Here is a 17,249-nt window from a genome sequence, read left to right on the forward strand (position 1 = left end):
ATGATCGAAAAATACAGAGTAAGTGAAGTAGCCCGGGATCTGGGCGCCGCCACCAAGGACGTGATCTCCATGCTGGAGAAACGGTTCCCCGGCGAAGCGAAAAAAAGTATGACTGTGCTGAGCAAGGAAGAGCTGGACTATGTTTTTGAGCATTATACTCAAAATAAGGCTTCCTCCGATCTGGACAGCTATTTTAAGATGAAGCATCCCGTGGCCTCCAAGGCCCCCGAAGCCCCCAAGGCAGCGGAAGCGCCCAAAGCTCCCAAGGCGGCGGAAGCCCCTAAGGCCCCCGAGACTGCCAAGGCGGCAGAAGCTCCCAAAGCTCCTGAGGCCCCCAAGGTAGTGGAAGCCCCCAAGGCTCCCGAGGCGCCCAAGGCGGTGGAAACACCCAAGGCCCCTGAGGCTCCCAAGGCGGCAGAAGCTCCCAAAGCTCCTGAGGCCCCCAAAGCAGTGGAAGCCCCTAAGGCTCCTGAGGCCCCTAAGGCAGCGGAGACTCCCAAAGCCCCTGAGCAGGCCAAGCCCGCCCAGAATCAGGGCGAAGCACCCCGGAGCAATGGTTTTTCCGGGGAGCGGAGAAACAACGGTCAGGATGGTCAGCGCACCTTCGACCGGAATAACGGCCAGGGCGGCCAGCGCACCTTCGACCGGAACAATGGCCAGGGCGGTCAGCGTCCCTTCGACCGGAACAACGGCCAGGGTGGTCAGCGTTCCTTCGACCGGAACAATGGCCAGGGCGGTCAGCGCACCTTTGACCGGAACAGCGGCCAGGGCGGTCAGCGCACCTTTGACCGGAACAACGGCCAGGGCGGTCAGCGCACCTTTGACCGGAACAACGGCCAGGGCGGTCAGCGTTCCTTCGACCGGAACAATGGCCAGGGCGGTCAGCGCACCTTTGACCGGAACAATGGTCAGGGTGGTCAGCGTCCCTTCGACCGGAATAACGGCCAGGGCGGCCAGCGTCCCTTCGGCGGACCCCGGGGCGCTCAGCAGACTCCTCCCAAGCCGATGCCTGCGCCTCCGATTTTCGACGACAGCAAGCCGGTGGAAATCAAGATGCAGCAGCCCAAAAAGAAGGCTCCCAAAGCGGAGCGCCCTGTTCACACCACTTCCGCTCCTTCCGCGCCTGTGGTAGTGGATATGCGTTCCTCTGAGGTCAACCTGGATAAATATAATGAGCGTTATGAAAATATCGCTCCCGCCACCGCTCCCCGGGACAACGGTGTGAAGAAGCAGAAGCTCAACCAGCGCTCCGCCAAGAAGGGCAAGGCCTTCATGAGCCGCAAGGAGCGGGAGGAAGAGAAGATGCGCCGCCTGGAGATGGAGCGTCAGCGCCGTCAGCGTCTGGAAGTGACCCTGCCCGAGGAGATCTCGGTGGGTGATCTGGCCGCTCTGCTGAAAGTTCAGGCCAGCGAGATCATCAAGCGCCTGATGCCTTTGGGCGTGATGGCTTCCATCAGCGATATCATCGATTACGATACTGCCGCCCTGGTGGCCATGGAGATCGGCGCCAAGGTCTCCAAGGAAGTGGTGGTCACCATTGAGGACCGCCTGTTTGAGCAGGAAGATACCGAGAGCGATACCACACCCCGTCCTCCTGTCGTGGTGGTCATGGGCCACGTGGACCACGGCAAGACCTCCCTGCTGGATGCCATCCGCAACGCTCATGTGGTGGAAGGTGAAGCCGGCGGTATTACCCAGCACATCGGCGCTTATCAGGTACAGATCAACGGCCGTCCCATCACCTTCCTGGATACTCCCGGACACGCCGCCTTTACCGCTATGCGTGCCCGCGGCGCCCAGGCTACCGATATCGCGGTGCTGGTGGTAGCGGCGGACGATGGTATCATGCCTCAGACCATTGAGGCCATCAACCACGCCAAAGCGGCCAATGTGGATATTATCGTAGCCATCAACAAGATGGATAAACCCCATGCCAATCCCGACAAGGTCAAGCAGCAGCTGACCGAGCACGGTCTGGTGCCTGAGGAATGGGGCGGCGACGTCATCTGCGTTCCCGTTTCCGCCAAGGCCCGCACCGGTATCGACAATCTGCTGGAGACCATTCAGCTGGTGGCCGATCTGAAGGAACTGAAAGCCAATCCCAACCGTATGGCAAAGGGTACCGTCATCGAAGCCAAGCTGGATAAGGGCCGCGGTCCTGTGGCCACCGTGCTGGTGCAGAATGGTACTCTCCATGAGGGTGACGTCCTGATTGCCGGTACTGCCGTGGGCCGTGTCCGTGTGATGATCAACGATAAGGGACAGCGGGTCAGTGAGGCTCTTCCCTCCACTCCTGTGGAGATCACCGGTTTGGCAGAGGTTCCTTCCGCCGGCGATACCTTCAACGCTGTTGAGGATGAGCGTCTGGCCAGAGAGCTGGTGGAGAAGCGCCGGATGGAAGCCAAGGAGGAGATGTTCAAGTCCTACCAGAAGGTAACGCTGGATAATCTCTTCGATCAGATCTCCGAGGGCGAGATGAAGGAGCTGCCCATCATCGTCAAGGCGGACGTTCAGGGCTCTGTGGAGGCTGTGACACAGTCTTTGGAGAAGCTGTCCAATGACGAGGTTCGGGTACGGGTCATCCACGGTGCCGTAGGCGCTGTCAGCGAATCTGATGTGATGCTGGCCGAGGCTTCCGGAGCCATTATCGTCGGCTTTAACGTCCGTCCCGATCCCATCGCCAAGGAAAACGCCGAGCGGGTGGGCGTGGATATCCGGCTGTACCGGATCATCTATGACGCCATCGAGGAGATGGAGTCCGCCATGAAGGGTATGCTGGCGCCCAAGTTCAAGGATGTGGATCTGGGCCGTGCCGAAGTGCGTCAGGTGTACAACATCACCGGCGTGGGCAAGGTGGCCGGCTGCTATGTATTGGAAGGCAAGATCTCCCGGGGAGCCAGCATCCGTCTGGTACGGGATGGCATCATCATGTGCGATGTCAAGCTGTCCAGCCTCAAGCGTTTCAAGGACGACGTCAAGGAAGTGGCCGCCGGTTACGAGTGCGGCATGACGCTGGAGCGCACCACCGACCTGAAGGTGGGAGACATCTTCGAAGCCTATGAAAAACAGGAAATCAAGGAGTAATTCTTTCCGGCTGTAGGGGAGGGCCCCAGGCCCTTTCCCGCACCGGAATGGCGGCTCCATAAAGGAGGTTTTCTCTCATGGTCAATTTTAAAAACCAACGTCTGAATGAAGACATCCGGCGGGAGCTGACAGATATTTTCCGGTCCCTCAAGGATCCCCGGATCGATCCGATGCTTTCCATCGTCAAGGTGGATCTGGCGAGGGATCAGTCCTACTGCAAAGTTTATGTCAGTTCCCTCAGCGGAATGGAGCGGGCCCGGGAATCTGTTCAGGGTCTGGTGAGCGCTACAGGTTTTATCCGGCGGGAGCTGGGGATACGCCTGGAAATGCGCCGCAGTCCGGAGCTGAAGTTCGTTGCTGACGATTCCATTGAACACAGCGCGGATATTGCACGCAAGCTTAACGAAATCCATTCCAGGGAAGAGTGATTCTTTCCCGTAAAACTGCGGAAAAAAGCTGCCATTCCCACCGCAGTTTTGAATGGCACACTGGAGGAAGGTTCCTCATTCCCAAGAAAGTACGGTGAAACATGGAAATCACATTGCAACAAGCCGCCCGGCAGCTGCTGGAGCAGGACCACATCACGATCCTTTGCCACCGTAAGCCGGATGGAGATACCACCGGCAGCGCTCTGGCACTGTATGAGGCTTTGAGCGGTTTGGGCAAAAAGGTGCGCATCCGCTGCGGCGATCCTTTTCCGGAACAGTTCAGCTTTCTGACACAGGCTTATGAAGAACCCGGAGAGTTTCAGGAACAGTTTATAGTGGCGGTGGATGTGGCCAGCGCTCCCTTGCTGGGAAGCCTGGAGGCAGAATACGGCAGCAGAGTGGATCTGTGCATCGACCATCATGGTTCCAACAGCCGCTACGCCCGGCAGCTGCTGCTGGATGGCGGCGCGGCGGCAGCGGCGGAGCTGGTTTATCGGCTGATTGGTCAGCTGGAGGTGCCGCTGACTGCTCATATGGCCCTTTGCATCTATACCGGAATCGCCACAGATACCGGATGTTTCTGTTTTTCCAACACCACGCCGGCCAGTTTCCGCATTGCCGCGGAGGTATTGGAGACGGGAGCGCCGGTAGCGGAGGCCAACCGCCGTCTCTTTGAATCCAAAAAGCCCGGCCGGGTGGCATTGGAAGCCCGGGTATTGAGCGGATTGGAGTATTATTACGGCGGCCATTGTGCCGTGATTGTCATCCCCTCCGCGCTTCGGGAAGAATTTGGTGTGGACGACAGCGAACTGGATGGCCTTTCCTCCATCCCCCGGAAAATCGAAGGGGTTTGGGTAGGGGTGACCATCCGGGAACAGGAGGGCTGCTGCCGGGTTTCACTGCGGACCACGGCGGAGGCAGATGCCTGTGCCATTTGTGCCGCTTTTGGAGGCGGCGGACATGTGCGGGCATCCGGCTGCACCATTGAAGGAACGCCGCAGCGGGCCAAAGAACTGCTGCTTCGGGAGATTGGCTGTCAGGTATTTTCGGGAATGTCCCCTGAGGCCGGTGAGTGAGGGGAGGTTCCATGACCGACGGTATTATTTGTATCGACAAACCGGAGGGTTTTACCTCCTTTGATGTGGTAGCGAAAACCAGGGGCATCACCAAATGCCGCAAAATCGGCCACGGCGGGACCCTGGACCCCATGGCTACCGGTGTGCTGCCCCTCTTTTTCGGACGGGCGGCCAAGGCGATGTCCCTGATGCCGGTACAGGAAAAACGGTATACTGCTTCCTTCCAGCTGGGGATCGTCACCGACAGTCAGGATCTTTCCGGCACAGTATTGGAAAGATTGCCGGCCCATGTCACCAGAGAGCAGCTGGAGCAGGCCCTCATCCCCATGCGTGGAGAGCAAAAGCAGCTGCCGCCCATGTTTTCCGCTGTTTGGGTGGATGGGCAGCGGCTGTATAATCTGGCCCGTCAGGGCAGGGAAGTGGAGCGCCCTCTGCGGGATGTGGTGATCCATTCTCTGGAGCTGCTGGATTTTGATGAGGAGCGTCAGACCGGCGTAGTGGATATCCGCTGCTCCAAGGGGACCTATGTGCGAACCATCTGTCATGATATTGGACAGACTCTGGGCTGCGGAGCGGCATTGTCGGCTCTGCGGCGCACCGAGACACTGGGCTATGGCATTCAGTGCTGCCATACGCTGGATCAGCTCCAGCAGCTGGCGGACGAGGGGCGGCTGGATGAGGTGACGCTGCCGGTGGAGAGCGCTTTTACAGCTTATCCCCGGATTTATCTGTCTCCCAAGCAGGCGGGAATGTTCCTCAACGGCGTTCGTTTGGATACCAAGCGTATCCGTTGTCCCGCTCAGGAAGATATGGTGCGGGTGATGGCGGATGGAAAGTTTTTGGGTCTGGCCCGGATCGACCGCCAGGCAGAAGAGCTGATCATCGTAAAGCTGTTTGTGCTGGAGCAGGAATAAAAGCGGCTGAAATTATAGAAAGCCGTGATTTTCTGTGGAGAGCGCAGCGCCGGCGCGCCGGGAGTGCCTGATCATTTCTTTGTCGTTAAACGCAAAGGCCCGCACAAGGGCAGGGAGGTTTATCCTTGATACGTTCACAAGATATCACCCAGCAGCGGCAGCAGGAAGCCGCAGTCGCACTGGGCTTTTTTGACGGGGTCCATTTGGGTCACCGGGCCGTCATCGGCGCGGCGATTGAAGAGGGGCGTAAACGGGGGCTTGCGTCCCGGGTATTTACCTTTGATCCGGCAGGGGACAAGCCTGCCTCCAAAAATGCCCTCACCCTTCTCCAAACCGAGGAGCAGAAGGACCGGGTTCTGGAGGCTATGGGAGCAGATGAAGTGGTATGTCCGCCCTTTTCCAGCTTCAAGAATCTGTCTCCGGAAGATTTTTTTCATCATTTGCTGATGGATACCCTGAGGGCCAGAGTACTTACCTGTGGTGAAAATTACCGCTTTGGTCATTTTGCCGCCGCAGGGGTTGACCAGCTGCGGGAAATGTGCTGCCAGGCAGGTGTACAGCTGGTGGTGGTGCCTCCGGTAACGCTGGATGGAGAGATGATTTCTTCCACCCGGATCCGGCAGGCGCTGCGTGACGGCGATGTGGAGCTGGCAAACCGGATGCTGGGGGCGCCCTTTACGCTGGAGGCTCCGGTTGTTCACGGCAAGCAATGGGGACGTACAGTTTCCTGTCCCACCATTAATCAGCTGTTTCCGGAGGGCTTTACTGTTCCACGGTATGGCGTATACGCCGCAGAGGTGATGGTGGATGGCCGTCGGTATCGGGGCGTGACCAATATCGGCGTCAAGCCCACCATGCAGGACAATTATCTCACCTGTGAAACCTATCTGCTGGATTTCAGCGGTGATTTATATGAGAAAACTGTGGGGGTATCGCTGATTCATTTTCTGCGGCCGGAAACCAGGTTTTCTTCAGCGGCGGAGTTATCGGAGCAGATCCACAGGGACATTCGTCAGGTGGAGCAAGCTTTGCCGGCAGGCTGCTGACAGAGGTTGAAAGGGCAGCCGGTTGTTTTTAGAGGAGTTGGAGATTCGGGATAAAAGTCAGGTGCGTGTCCTGATTTTTACCATATTTGATTCAGGGCATGCTGTTATGGGAGATGCCCGCAATCTGAATACGCAAAGGAGCATCCGTAATGAAAAAGAACAAGCATCATTCTGTTGAGTTCAAGCGTACTGAGGCAAAAGACACTTCCGCACTTTCCAAAGCGAAGATGAAAAAAACCATTATCGTTGTAGTGGTGATCATCGCGGTGATCGTTGTGGCGGCTTTGATCGATCATTCCATCCGTCATCCCCGGACCCAGGATGAAACTGACGCCATGAATCAGATTTTTGGACAGGGCGTAATCTCCAACAATCCCGAAATCGAATATGATACTCCTGTCACCATCAATGTTCTGGAAATGGAGACTATCGATGGGAAAGACTATTATCCTGTAGAGGTCATCGCCGGAGATGAAGGCAGCGAAAAGCTGTATGGTCCTTATTATGTGCGTCTGAGCGATTCCCGCATCTTCCTCAAGGACAGCACCACCGGCCAGCTGGTTCCCTACGGCGTATAACAACAGGCAGATCCGGTTTTCCGCTATGCCTTGGGGAAAAGGAAAAGTTTTCCCTTTCTTCCATCGGCAGCTCTTTACATTGGCGGTATCTTATGCTATAATACCGTATTGTGAACTGCGCTTCGCAGTTTGTGACATCGACCGCTTCTCAGCCGGAGGGAAAAGCCCCTGCCCGGGGATCTTCACCCGCCTCCCGCTTGGATGCCGGCGAAATATCAAATGAGGTGAAAGATATGATCGCAAAAGAGACAAAAACTGAAATCATTACCAAGTATGCCACCCATGAGGGCGACACCGGTTCTCCCGAGGTACAGATTGCTGTCCTCAGCGCCCGCATCAATGAGCTGACCGAGCACCTGAAGGTTCACAAGAAGGACCATCACTCCCGCCGCGGTCTGCTGAAGATGGTTGGTCACAGAAGAAACCTGCTCAACTACCTCCAGAAGAAGGACATTGAGCGGTATCGTGCCATCGTTGCCAAGCTGGGTCTGCGTAAGTAAACAGTTTTTTGCCGGAAGGCAGGCGGGCGTTTGTCCTGCCTGCCTTCTGCCTGCATAATGCGGACCTGCCGCGGCAGGCAGGGCAAGGGCCATTTCCCGGCGGAAGGTTCCGCCATGAACGACTTCCGGTGGGGTGCTTCAGTGTTCAGCAGTGAATCGAGAGCCTGTTTTGTGTAACAGGAGCTGGATTAATTGCTTAACACAGCAGTATCCGCCGGAAAACCGAGGCTGCGGTAATCAGCCAGAAGTGTAGACTGGAGGAAACTGTCATGTTTGAAAATTTCCGAGTGTTCGAAACCGAATTCGCAGGAAAAAAGATCTCCTTCGAGACCGGTAAAATGTGCTGCCTGGCCAATGGCTCTGTGCTGGTGCGTTATGGCGAGACCACTGTGCTGGTCAACGCCACCGCTTCCGCCAAGCCTCGTGACGGCATTGATTTTCTGCCCCTTTCTGTAGATTTTGAGGAAAAGCTGTATTCTGTGGGCAAGATCCCCGGCTCCTTCCTCAAGAGAGAGGGCCGTCCCACCGATAAAGCGATCCTCTGCTCCCGTCTGGTGGACCGTCCCATCCGTCCCCTGTTCCCCAAGGACATGAGAAACGATGTATCCGTTGTGATGACCGTTCTGTCTGTGGATCCTGACTGCCTGCCGGAGATCGCCGGTATGCTGGGCGCTTCCTTTGCCCTGTCCATTTCCGACATTCCGTGGAACGGACCTATCGCCGGCATCAATGTGGGCCTGGTGGATGGCGAGATCATCCTCTGCCCCAATGCTGAGCAGCGGGCCAAGAGCGACCTGAACCTGACTGTGGCCGCCACTGAGAAAAAGGTGTGCATGATCGAGGCGGGCGCCAACGAGGTGGACGATGACACCATGCTGGAAGCCATCATGAAGGGCTTTGAGGAAGCCAAGAAGATGGTCATGTTCATCAAGGGCGTGCAGGCTGAGATCGGCAAGCCCAAGTTTGAGTTCCCCTCTCAGGAGGTAGATCCCGATCTGTTCGCGGCAATCAAGGAGTTCGCCGAGGACCGTGTGAAGGAAGCTCTGGACACCAACGACAAGAATGTTCGGGAAGCCCGTCTGGCTCCTATCGTGGCGGATATCCACGAAAAGTTTGACGAAACCCATCCTGAGCAGATCGCCATGATCGACGAATGCATCTACAAGCTGCAAAAATATATCGTCCGCCGCTGGCTGCTGGATGAGCAGAAGCGCGTGGACGGCAGAGGTATGGATGAGATCCGTCCTCTGGCCGCTGAAGTGGGCCTCATTCCCCGTGTACACGGCAGCGGTATGTTCACCCGCGGCCAGACCCAGGTGCTGACTATCGCCACCCTGGGCACCATCCGGGAAGCCCAGATGCTGGACGGCATCGACGGCGAGACCACCAAGCGCTATATGCATCAGTACAACTTCCCCTCCTACTCGGTGGGTGAGACCCGTCCCAGCAGAGGCCCCGGCCGTCGTGAGATCGGCCACGGCGCTCTGGCGGAGCGTGCTCTGGAGCCTGTGATTCCTTCCGTTGAGGAGTTCCCCTATGCCATCCGTATGGTTTCCGAGGTTCTTTCCTCCAATGGTTCCACCTCTCAGGGCTCCATCTGCGGCTCCACTCTGGCGCTGATGGATGCCGGCGTGCCCATCAAGGCTCCTGTTGCCGGTATTTCCTGCGGCCTGATCACCGAGGGTGACCGCTGGATGACCATGGTGGATATCCAGGGCCTGGAGGACTTCTTCGGCGATATGGACTTCAAGGTGGGCGGTACTCACAAGGGTATCACCGCCATCCAGATGGATCTGAAGATCGACGGTCTTACTCCTGAGATCATCAAGGAGGCCTTTGCCAAGACCCACAAGGCCCGGGATTACATCCTGGATGAGATCATGCTCAAGGCGATTCCCGAGGTTCGTCCCGAGCTGTCCAAATATGCCCCCAAGATGCTCACCATGACCATCGATCCCGATAAGATTCGCGAGGTGATCGGTTCCGGCGGTAAGGTGATCCAGAAGATCTGCGCTGAGTGCGATGTCAAGATCGACATTGAGGACGACGGTCATGTGTTTGTTTCCGCCATCGATATGGACAATGCCCGCCGCGCTGTCACCGTCATTGAGACCATCGTCAATGATCCTGAGGTGGGCGCCATCTACAAGGGCGTTGTCACCCGTCTGATGACCTTCGGCGCTTTCGTGGAGATCGCCCCCGGCAAGGAGGGCCTGGTCCACATCTCCAAGCTGGACAGCAAGCGTGTGGAGAAGGTGGAGGATGTGGTCGCCGTTGGTGACGAGATCCTGGTAATGGTCAGTGAGATCGATCAGCAGGGCCGCATCAATCTCTCCCGCAAGGATGCCATTGCCGCCATGGAGGCCAGAAAGCATCAGTAATCAGTAACATGGACGCCGGCGAGACGGCCGACGCCTTTCCCTCCGGGGACAAAAACGGAACAAGGAAAGCGAAACGGCAACGTCTCAGACTTTGGGCTTCCAGGGTCTGGGACGTTTTCTTGCTGAGGATTTCAGCGCGGCTCCCACAGGATGAAGAATGAATAAATAACAAACATTTTGTCGTGGAACTTGTGAGTTGGGCTGGATTCTGTTACAATGTATGATAACATCCGGCATTCCGGGTGTTGCTCCGGCGGCGAGAAGCCGGAAATCAATAAATTTAAAAAAGAAAGTGGAGTTGGTTTTTTCTTGGGCAGTATGGACTTATCAACCATCATTATCGTGATCCTGTTGCTGGCGGCTTCCGCCTTTTTCTCCGCCAGTGAGACGGCTTTTTCTTCCGTCAATCTCCTGCGTCTGAAAAACATGGCCGAGGAGGGCAATCAGAAGGCGCGTACCGCAACAAAGATCGCGGCTGAGTTTGATAAGATGCTTTCTACCATTCTGATCGGTAATAACCTGGTGAATATCGCCATTTCCTCTTTGGTGACTGTGATTGCCACCACCTATTTCGGCGGCAGCGGTGTGGCGATCGCCACCGGTGTGGCCGCGATTCTGATTTTGACTTTCGGCGAAATCATGCCGAAAAGCCTGGCGAAGGAAAACAGTGAGACGGTTGTGCTGTTTACAGCGCCTATTCTTCATTTTCTGATGAAGATCTTTACCCCCATCAGTTTTATTTTCATCAAGCTTCGCGGCCTGTTCAGCAAGGGGGATCAAAATGGCAAGCAGCCCACCATTACCGAGCAGGAACTGCTGTATATGCTCAATACCATTGAGCAGGAGGGTGTGCTGGAGAGCCAGGAAAAGGATCTGGTCCAGTCGGCGCTGGAGTTTGACGAGACCACCGTTCAGGAGATCCTTACCCCCCGGGTGAATCTGGTGGCCTTTGATATCGAGGACAGTCAGGAAGAAATTCTGAAGATCATCACTACCGAACGTTATTCCAGAATCCCTGTTTATGAGGAAACCATCGATAATATCGTTGGACTGGTTCAGTCCCGGGATATTCTGGAGGAGATGCTCCAGGGGAAAAAGGCTGATCTGCGCAAGCTGATGACCGATGTGATGTTTATCCATCGCACCATGAAAATTTCCAAGCTGCTGGGTGAGTTTCAAAAGAAAAAGAGCCATCTGGCTGTGGTCATCGATGACTACGGCGGTACCCTGGGCATTGTCACCATGGAGGACTTGCTGGAAGAGCTGGTGGGTGAGATTTGGGACGAGGATGACGAAGTAGTCACGGAGCTGACCAATCTGGGAGACAATACCTACCTGGTCAGCGGCGATATGAATATTCACGAGTTCTTTGACGAGATTGGTTACGCGCCCAAGGGCTTTGACAGCAGCTACAACACCATGAACGGCTGGGCGCTGGAGCAGCTGGAGCATATTCCTCAGGTGGGCGAGAGCTTTACTTATGCCGGGCTGACAGTTACGGTGAAGGAAATGGATGACCAGCGGGTGACAAAGCTGCTGGTGAAGCGGGAAATAGCGGAGCCGATGGAAGAGGAATAAGGCTGCGGAAGCAGGCCATGGGGAAAAAATCTATTCTGGGAACAGATGGCTCCTTCTTGCTTTCGGAAGCGGGAGCAGAGATTCTGAATTTATTTCTGCGAAAACTTTTCTCTTAGGACCGGCACCTGTGTGATTCCTTATTTCAGAGAAGCAACTACACAAAGCAAAGGAAGCTGTGGCAATGGAAATCCAAAATGCTCATCGGGTAGTGGTTAAGGTAGGCACTTCCACATTGACCCATAAAACAGGACATATCAATATCCGCCTGATGGAACGGCTGGTGAAGGTACTGGCTGACCTGAAAAATCAAGGCTTGGAGCTGGTGCTGGTCACTTCGGGAGCCATAGGCGTCGGTGTGGGAAAGCTGGGACTGCCTTCCAGACCATCGGATATCCCAGGCAAGCAGGCTGCGGCCGCGGTAGGCCAATGCGAGCTGATGTATTTATATGATAAATATTTTTCCGAATACAATCATACGGTAGCGCAGGTGCTTTTGACCCGCTATTCTCTGGCCAAAGAGGATGGGGAAGAAAATGTCCACAACACCTTTGAGGCGCTGCTGAGAATGGGTGCGATCCCTGTTGTCAACGAAAATGACACCGTAGCTACCGATGAGATCCGCTTTGGCGACAATGATACTCTTTCCGCCTATGTGGCCCGGTTTATTTCCGCCGACAGTCTGGTGCTGCTCACTGATATTGACGGACTGTACACGGCCAATCCGGCGCTGGACCCCAACGCCACACTGGTGACTGAGGTGACAGAGGTGGATGATCAGCTGATGGAAACAGCAGGAGGCGCAGGCAGCAGCCTGGGTACCGGCGGCATGGTCACAAAGCTTCAGGCGGCACGGATCGCCACCCAGGCAGGGACGGATATGTATATCATTAATGGCAAAAATCCGGAGGGCCTGTATGATTTGTTGGAAGGCAAACAGGTGGGGACCCATTTTGCAGCCTGCGCGGCTATGAGCTGATAGGAAAGGAGCGGGGCAGATGGATGCCAAGGAAGCAATGAAACTGCTGGGACAGCGGGCCAAAGCCGCATCCCGGCAGCTGATGATTACCGGTTCTGCGGCGAAGGACCGGGCTCTGCGGCAGATCGCGGAGGATCTGCTGATCCATCAGGAGGAGATTCTGGCTGCCAACCGGCAGGACCTGGACAACGGAGAAGCCAACGGCATCCGTCCGGTGATGCTGGACCGTCTTCGCCTGACAAAGGAGCGGCTGGAAAGCATTGCCGCCAGTGTGCGCGAAGTAGCGGCGCTCCCTGATCCTGTGGGAGAGGTGCTGGATGGCAGTGTCCGTCCCAACGGACTGGAGATCCAAAAGGTGCGGGTCCCCATGGGGGTCATCGGCATTATTTATGAATCCCGGCCCAATGTGACAGTAGACGCGGCGGCTCTCTGCCTGAAATCAGGTAATGCCTGTATTCTTCGGGGCGGTAAGGAAGCTATTGCCACCAACACCGCTTTGGCTCATGTGATGGGCCGGTCCCTGGAAAAGGCGGGACTGCCTGGGGATTCTGTGCTGCTGGTGGAGGATACTTCCCGGGAGTGTGCCAGGGAGATGATGCGCCTCAATGGTCTGATCGATGTGCTCATTCCCCGGGGCGGCGGCGGCCTGATCCGATCTGTGGTGGAAAACGCCACCGTTCCGGTGATCCAGACGGGCGAGGGCAATTGCCATATTTATGTGGATAGCCCCTGCGATCTGGAAATGGCGATACAGGTGACAGTCAACGCCAAATGTTCCCGGCCCTCGGTGTGCAACGCAGCTGAGACGCTGCTGGTCCATCGGGATGTGGCGGAGGCATTCCTGCCCCGGTGCAAAAAGGAGCTGGACCGGTATCATACCCAGCTGCGGGGCTGTTCCGAGACCTGCCGTATTCTGGGGGAGGATGTGATCCCCGCCACAGAGGAGGATTACGCCACCGAGTATAACGACTATATTTTGGCGGTGCGGGTGGTAGACAGCCTGGAACAGGCCATGGAGCATATTGCCCGGTATTCCACCGGCCACTCTGAAGCTATTCTCACCAGTGATTACAGCCACAGCCGGAAATTTACCGCCGGTGTGGATGCGGCTGCGGTTTATGTCAACGCTTCCACCCGCTTCACTGATGGTGGGGAGTTCGGCCTGGGGGCGGAGATCGGTATTTCCACCCAGAAGCTGCACGCCCGGGGGCCTATGGGCCTGCGGGAGCTGACCACCGTCAAATATCTTGTTCTGGGCAGCGGACAAATCCGCTGAGCCTGATGAACAAAGGAGGTTCCCATGAGTTCCAACGCATCCAACAAAAGCAGACGCAATCGTTATGCCGCACCCATCGGCGGGGTGTTCATCATCCTGTGTATCGTGGGCTTTTTCACCGTGGTGGCGGCTTGTTTCAATCTTACCCGCAGCATTTTGGATAATTCCAGCCAGAAGCAGGAGTATGAGGAAATGCTGCTGCCGGTGGTCATGTTTGACCCGCCTCCCTTTGAGGACCCGGTGAATCTGCGGGATACCGATCTGCTCCAGTACAGCATCTGGGCTACTGTTTTAGGGGAAAAGCGAGATACTTATGAATATGATGATGACCTTTCCCTGGTGGTCCCTTCCAGCGATGTGGACATGACAGCCTATCATCTGTTTGGGCCTGATGTCACCCTCAAGCATGATTCCTTTGGTGACTATGAGATCAGCTATTATTATGAGGAAGCTACAAAATCCTATCATGTGCCGGTAACGACAATGACCGGATTTTACATTCCCAGTGTGGAAGAGATCGTCAAAAAGGGTGATGTGATCCAGCTGAAGGTAGGCTATATCCCTCCCAACAACGCCTTGAATGTGGATTTCAGCGGCAAGGGCAACAGTGAACCTGCCCCGGATAAATATATGACCTATGAACTGCATAAGGGTAAAGATGGTTACTATTTGTATGCCATCAAGGATGTGGAAGGAGCCACATTCCTCACCGGCAGCGATGCAGTGCTTCCTGACGATCTGCTGGCGCAGTCGGAGACCGGAGATGCCGCAATGCCCGAGGATCCCACCGTTTCTGATCCCGGCAGCAGCCTGACGGAGGACGGCAGTTCCTCAGACGGTGAGGAGAGCGCCGCCGAAAATGAAGAGGAAACCGAAGAGGAAAGCGGCGAAGGCGAGGAGGAATCCTCAGAGGCAGAGGAACAGTCTGATTCTTCTGAAGATGAGGAGAGTGAAGATGGTTCCTCGGAATCGGTATTTTCCGGTCCTGTAGAGGGCTGACAGCCATTTTACGGAGGCTATGAGAAGAAATCTCAAAGTTCTCCCAGCTTTCAAAATGACCCTATAAATTGCACAAACGCCATGAAAGGAGCAGATTCTTTCATGGCGTTTGTATATATACAGAATGGTGGAAGAGGAAGGAGACGAACAGAAAATATTTTCGCTTTGCCCTCTGTGCCTCTTTACAAAAGGACAAAAAAAGAGTAGAATCTGATTTATAATTATTCGATAAAAAAGAATAACTAATCATTATATTCAGGAAAGAATGTGACGGAAATGATAAAACCCAGAAAAGCTGCCATTGTTGGCATTGGTCATGTGGGCAGCCATGTGGCGTCTGCGCTGGTGACCCAGGGATTGGTCAGCGAATTGGTACTTATTGATACGGACCGGGCCAAGGCGGAAGCCCATGGAGCGGATCTGGCGGATACCATCTGCTGGATGCCCCATTCAGCCCGGGTGTGGGCGGGAGATTACAGTGACTGTGCCGACGCGGAGCTGATGATCATCTCGGCCAGCGGTCCCATTTTTAAAGAGGATCGTTTGGAGGAGCTGGCGGGCAGTCTGGATACCATGGATGAGATTGCGCCCCATATTCTGGAATGCGGCTTCCAGGGACTGATCATGGTTATCACCAATCCTGTGGATGTGGTGGCTTCCTATCTGCGGCGGAAACTGGGCTTTGGACCGGACCGCGTTTTTGGCAGCGGTACCACCTTGGATTCCGGTCGTCTGCGGCGGAATATCGCCCAGGCTTTGGGTGTATCTCCCATGAGTGTGGAGGCCTGGGTGCTGGGGGAGCATGGGGATTCTCAGATGATTCCCTGGAGCCGGGTCACAGTAGGGGGACAGCCGTTGGAGCTGGCGCCGGGAGGAAAGGAACTGGACCGGCAGGAGATTTGGGAAAAAACCATGAAAGCGGGCTGGAACATCGTTTTGGGCAAAGGCTCCACCGAGTTTGGTATTGGGGCTGCCGCGGCGCAGATCGTTCGGGCCATCTTTTTTGATGAGAAGCGGATTTTGCCGGTATCGGTGCTGCTGGATGGGGTCTGCGGACAGCAGGGTATCCATGCCAGTGTTCCGGTATGCCTTGGCGCTGGGGGACCGGAGCGCATCTGTATGCCCATCATGGCGCAGGAGGAAGAGCAGGCATTTATTCATTCCTGTGAGCGCCTGCGGGAGTTTGAACCTGCGCTCATCAACCGCTGAGAGAAAAGGGAGGAAAAAATCATGCGTTCACCGCTTATTGCCCGCCGCTACTGGGATGAGGAGCTCAATCCCATGATGACGGTGTTTGCCAGTAAGGGAAAATATGATGATGTCATTGATTTGAGCATCGGGGACCCGGATATTCCCACCCCGCCGGGAATTATCGAAGCAGCCTTTGCCGATGCCCGCCTGGGCCATACCAAATATACCGATCCCAGAGGTTATCTGGAACTGCGGGAAGAAATCTGCCGCTTTTATGGGGAGGAGTACGGGGTACCGGTGACCCCGGACCGGGTGTTCGTCACCGCTTCCGGCTGCGCGGCCATGTATCTGGTGCTCCAGGCCATCCTCAACGAAGGGGAGGAAGTGATCATCCCTGAGCCTTACTTCTCCATTTATCCCGATCAGGTGCGTCTGTGCGGCGGTGTACCGGTAACGCTTCCCACCTACCAGTCGGAAGGGTTCCGCATTGATATTCCCCGTCTGGAACAGCTGCTCACCCCCAAAACCCGGGCTATCATCCTTAACAGCCCCAACAATCCCAGCGGCGCCTGCCTCACCACAGAGAATATGGAGGAGATTGCGGCTTTCTGCAAGGCCCACGATGTGCTGGTGCTGGCGGATGATATTTACACCAACTTCTGCTATCAGCAGCCCTTCACCCCAATTTTGGCTTTGCCGGGGATGGCGGAACGGACGGTAGTGATCAACAGTTTTTCCAAGAACTTTATTATGACCGGCTTCCGGATCGGCAATATTGTCGCTCCCCCGGAGATTGCTTCCACTGTCCAGCGGATCAACGAGAGCGTTATTTACTGTGCTCCTTCCATTTCTCAGCGGGCAGCTCTGTGGGCGCTGCGCCACCGCAGTGAGATTGAACCGGAGATTCTGGAAATTTTCCGCCGCCGGATCACCTCTGCCGCCGGGCAGATGAACGCCATGAACAAGATGTCGGTGCTGCCCCCTCAGGGAAGTATCTACCTGTTTCCGGATGTTTCCGCCACAGGATTAAGCAGTATGGAGGTGTGCCGCCGGCTGCTGGATGAAGCCCATGTCCTCACCCTGCCTGGTATCGCCTTTGGTGCCTCGGGAGAAGGACATCTGCGTATCGCCTGCACCGTATCGGAGGAGCGTATGACCGAGGCTTTGGAACGGGTCCGCCGTACCGGTCTGATGGATTGACCATTTTTTCTGACCATCATAA

At 55.7% G+C, this 17,249-nt stretch carries 14 protein-coding genes; all 14 read left to right on the top strand.

All coding sequences use genetic code 11. The features are described 5' to 3' along the window. The 14 genes from infB (at nt 1) to BQ5383_RS14110 (ending at nt 17,227) form a co-directional block, all read left to right on the top strand. Nucleotides 1-3,084 (top strand): translation initiation factor IF-2, encoded by a 3,084-nt coding sequence (gene infB, locus BQ5383_RS20215; protein WP_076944488.1) that lies wholly within the window; start codon nt 1-3, stop codon nt 3,082-3,084. Nucleotides 3,085-3,161: 77 nt separating this feature from the next. After that, nucleotides 3,162-3,512 carry a 30S ribosome-binding factor RbfA gene (gene rbfA, locus BQ5383_RS14050; RefSeq protein WP_071432949.1) on the top strand — a complete coding sequence of 117 codons (351 nt, stop codon included), beginning with the start codon at nt 3,162-3,164 and terminating at the stop codon, nt 3,510-3,512. Nucleotides 3,513-3,613: 101 nt separating this feature from the next. Further along, on the top strand, nt 3,614-4,588 hold the full coding sequence (locus tag BQ5383_RS14055) for a DHH family phosphoesterase (protein WP_071432951.1): 975 nt from the start codon (nt 3,614-3,616) through the stop codon (nt 4,586-4,588). Between the two features lie 11 nt (nt 4,589-4,599). Beyond that, nucleotides 4,600-5,502, top strand: a complete 903-nt coding sequence (gene truB / locus BQ5383_RS14060) for a tRNA pseudouridine(55) synthase TruB (RefSeq protein WP_071432953.1) — start codon at nt 4,600-4,602, stop codon at nt 5,500-5,502. A gap of 125 nt (nt 5,503-5,627) precedes the next feature. Continuing rightward, nucleotides 5,628-6,548 (top strand): bifunctional riboflavin kinase/FAD synthetase, encoded by a 921-nt coding sequence (locus BQ5383_RS14065; protein WP_071432955.1) that lies wholly within the window; start codon nt 5,628-5,630, stop codon nt 6,546-6,548. A 149-nt stretch (nt 6,549-6,697) separates the two neighbouring features. Then, on the top strand, nt 6,698-7,126 hold the full coding sequence (locus BQ5383_RS14070; RefSeq protein ID WP_071432957.1) for a hypothetical protein: 429 nt from the start codon (nt 6,698-6,700) through the stop codon (nt 7,124-7,126). Between the two features lie 233 nt (nt 7,127-7,359). After that, entirely contained in the window at nt 7,360-7,626 is a 267-nt protein-coding gene (gene rpsO, locus BQ5383_RS14075; RefSeq protein ID WP_071432959.1) for a 30S ribosomal protein S15, read from the top strand. A gap of 269 nt (nt 7,627-7,895) precedes the next feature. After that, on the top strand, nt 7,896-10,007 hold the full coding sequence (locus tag BQ5383_RS14080) for a polyribonucleotide nucleotidyltransferase (protein ID WP_071432962.1): 2,112 nt from the start codon (nt 7,896-7,898) through the stop codon (nt 10,005-10,007). A 318-nt stretch (nt 10,008-10,325) separates the two neighbouring features. Beyond that, a complete protein-coding gene (locus BQ5383_RS14085) occupies nt 10,326-11,585 on the top strand; it encodes a hemolysin family protein (protein WP_071435132.1) in 1,260 nt (419 codons plus the stop codon). Nucleotides 11,586-11,766: 181 nt separating this feature from the next. Next, entirely contained in the window at nt 11,767-12,561 is a 795-nt protein-coding gene (gene proB, locus BQ5383_RS14090) for a glutamate 5-kinase (RefSeq protein ID WP_071432964.1), read from the top strand. A gap of 19 nt (nt 12,562-12,580) precedes the next feature. Further along, nucleotides 12,581-13,837 carry a glutamate-5-semialdehyde dehydrogenase gene (locus BQ5383_RS14095; RefSeq protein WP_083389988.1) on the top strand — a complete coding sequence of 419 codons (1,257 nt, stop codon included), beginning with the start codon at nt 12,581-12,583 and terminating at the stop codon, nt 13,835-13,837. Nucleotides 13,838-13,861: 24 nt separating this feature from the next. Then, nucleotides 13,862-14,836, top strand: coding sequence for a hypothetical protein (locus BQ5383_RS14100; RefSeq protein WP_071432966.1), 975 nt, complete (start codon nt 13,862-13,864; stop codon nt 14,834-14,836). 276 nt (nt 14,837-15,112) lie between these two features. Then, nucleotides 15,113-16,045: an L-lactate dehydrogenase gene (locus BQ5383_RS14105; protein WP_071432968.1), complete on the top strand. Its 933-nt coding sequence runs from the start codon at nt 15,113-15,115 to the stop codon at nt 16,043-16,045. A 21-nt stretch (nt 16,046-16,066) separates the two neighbouring features. After that, complete coding sequence (locus BQ5383_RS14110) at nt 16,067-17,227, top strand: aminotransferase class I/II-fold pyridoxal phosphate-dependent enzyme (RefSeq protein ID WP_071432970.1); 1,161 nt, start codon at nt 16,067-16,069, stop codon at nt 17,225-17,227. Nucleotides 17,228-17,249 lie beyond the last annotated feature (22 nt).

This window comes from Angelakisella massiliensis, assembly GCF_900104675.1.
In the GTDB taxonomy this organism is placed as follows: domain Bacteria; phylum Bacillota; class Clostridia; order Oscillospirales; family Ruminococcaceae; genus Angelakisella; species Angelakisella massiliensis.

Excerpts from the sequence above, each read along its gene's own strand:
- BQ5383_RS14080 (WP_071432962.1), top strand. The coding sequence starts at position 7,896 with ATGTTTGAAAATTTCCGAGTGTTCGAAACCGAATTCGCAGGAAAAAAG.
- rbfA (WP_071432949.1), top strand. The coding sequence starts at position 3,162 with ATGGTCAATTTTAAAAACCAACGTCTGAATGAAGACATCCGGCGGGAG.
- rpsO (WP_071432959.1), top strand. The coding sequence starts at position 7,360 with ATGATCGCAAAAGAGACAAAAACTGAAATCATTACCAAGTATGCCACC.
- BQ5383_RS14095 (WP_083389988.1), top strand. The coding sequence starts at position 12,581 with ATGGATGCCAAGGAAGCAATGAAACTGCTGGGACAGCGGGCCAAAGCC.
- proB (WP_071432964.1), top strand. The coding sequence starts at position 11,767 with ATGGAAATCCAAAATGCTCATCGGGTAGTGGTTAAGGTAGGCACTTCC.
- BQ5383_RS14070 (WP_071432957.1), top strand. The coding sequence starts at position 6,698 with ATGAAAAAGAACAAGCATCATTCTGTTGAGTTCAAGCGTACTGAGGCA.
- BQ5383_RS14105 (WP_071432968.1), top strand. The coding sequence starts at position 15,113 with ATGATAAAACCCAGAAAAGCTGCCATTGTTGGCATTGGTCATGTGGGC.
- BQ5383_RS14110 (WP_071432970.1), top strand. The coding sequence starts at position 16,067 with ATGCGTTCACCGCTTATTGCCCGCCGCTACTGGGATGAGGAGCTCAAT.
- BQ5383_RS14100 (WP_071432966.1), top strand. The coding sequence starts at position 13,862 with ATGAGTTCCAACGCATCCAACAAAAGCAGACGCAATCGTTATGCCGCA.
- BQ5383_RS14055 (WP_071432951.1), top strand. The coding sequence starts at position 3,614 with ATGGAAATCACATTGCAACAAGCCGCCCGGCAGCTGCTGGAGCAGGAC.
- BQ5383_RS14085 (WP_071435132.1), top strand. The coding sequence starts at position 10,326 with ATGGACTTATCAACCATCATTATCGTGATCCTGTTGCTGGCGGCTTCC.
- infB (WP_076944488.1), top strand. The coding sequence starts at position 1 with ATGATCGAAAAATACAGAGTAAGTGAAGTAGCCCGGGATCTGGGCGCC.
- truB (WP_071432953.1), top strand. The coding sequence starts at position 4,600 with ATGACCGACGGTATTATTTGTATCGACAAACCGGAGGGTTTTACCTCC.